The following is a 239-nucleotide window of genomic DNA, read 5'->3' on the forward strand; positions in this document are numbered from 1 at the left end:
GGTGGCGCAATGCGTGCCGTATTGGAAGTTGCAGGCGTTCATAACGTTCTGTCTAAAGCATACGGTTCTACTAACCCGATCAACATCGTTCGCGCGACTGTAGATGCTCTGGTGCACATGAAGTCACCATCGCAAATCGCAGCTAAGCGTGGCCTGAATGTTGACGAAATTCGGGGGTAATGCACCATGGCAACTAAAACTGTAAAAGTTACTCAGACTAAAAGTGCTATCGGTCGTTT

1 pseudogene is annotated in these 239 nt (G+C 48.1%); it reads left to right on the forward strand.

Features of this window, described 5'->3' with window-relative positions:
• Positions 1 to 180 (forward strand): annotated as a pseudogene (gene rpsE / locus B4920_RS27715) (30S ribosomal protein S5); the annotation flags it as partial.
• Positions 181 to 239: the final 59 nt, after the last annotated feature.

The organism is Zoogloea sp. LCSB751 (assembly GCF_002028455.1).
Classification (GTDB): Bacteria; Pseudomonadota; Gammaproteobacteria; order Burkholderiales; family Rhodocyclaceae; genus Zoogloea.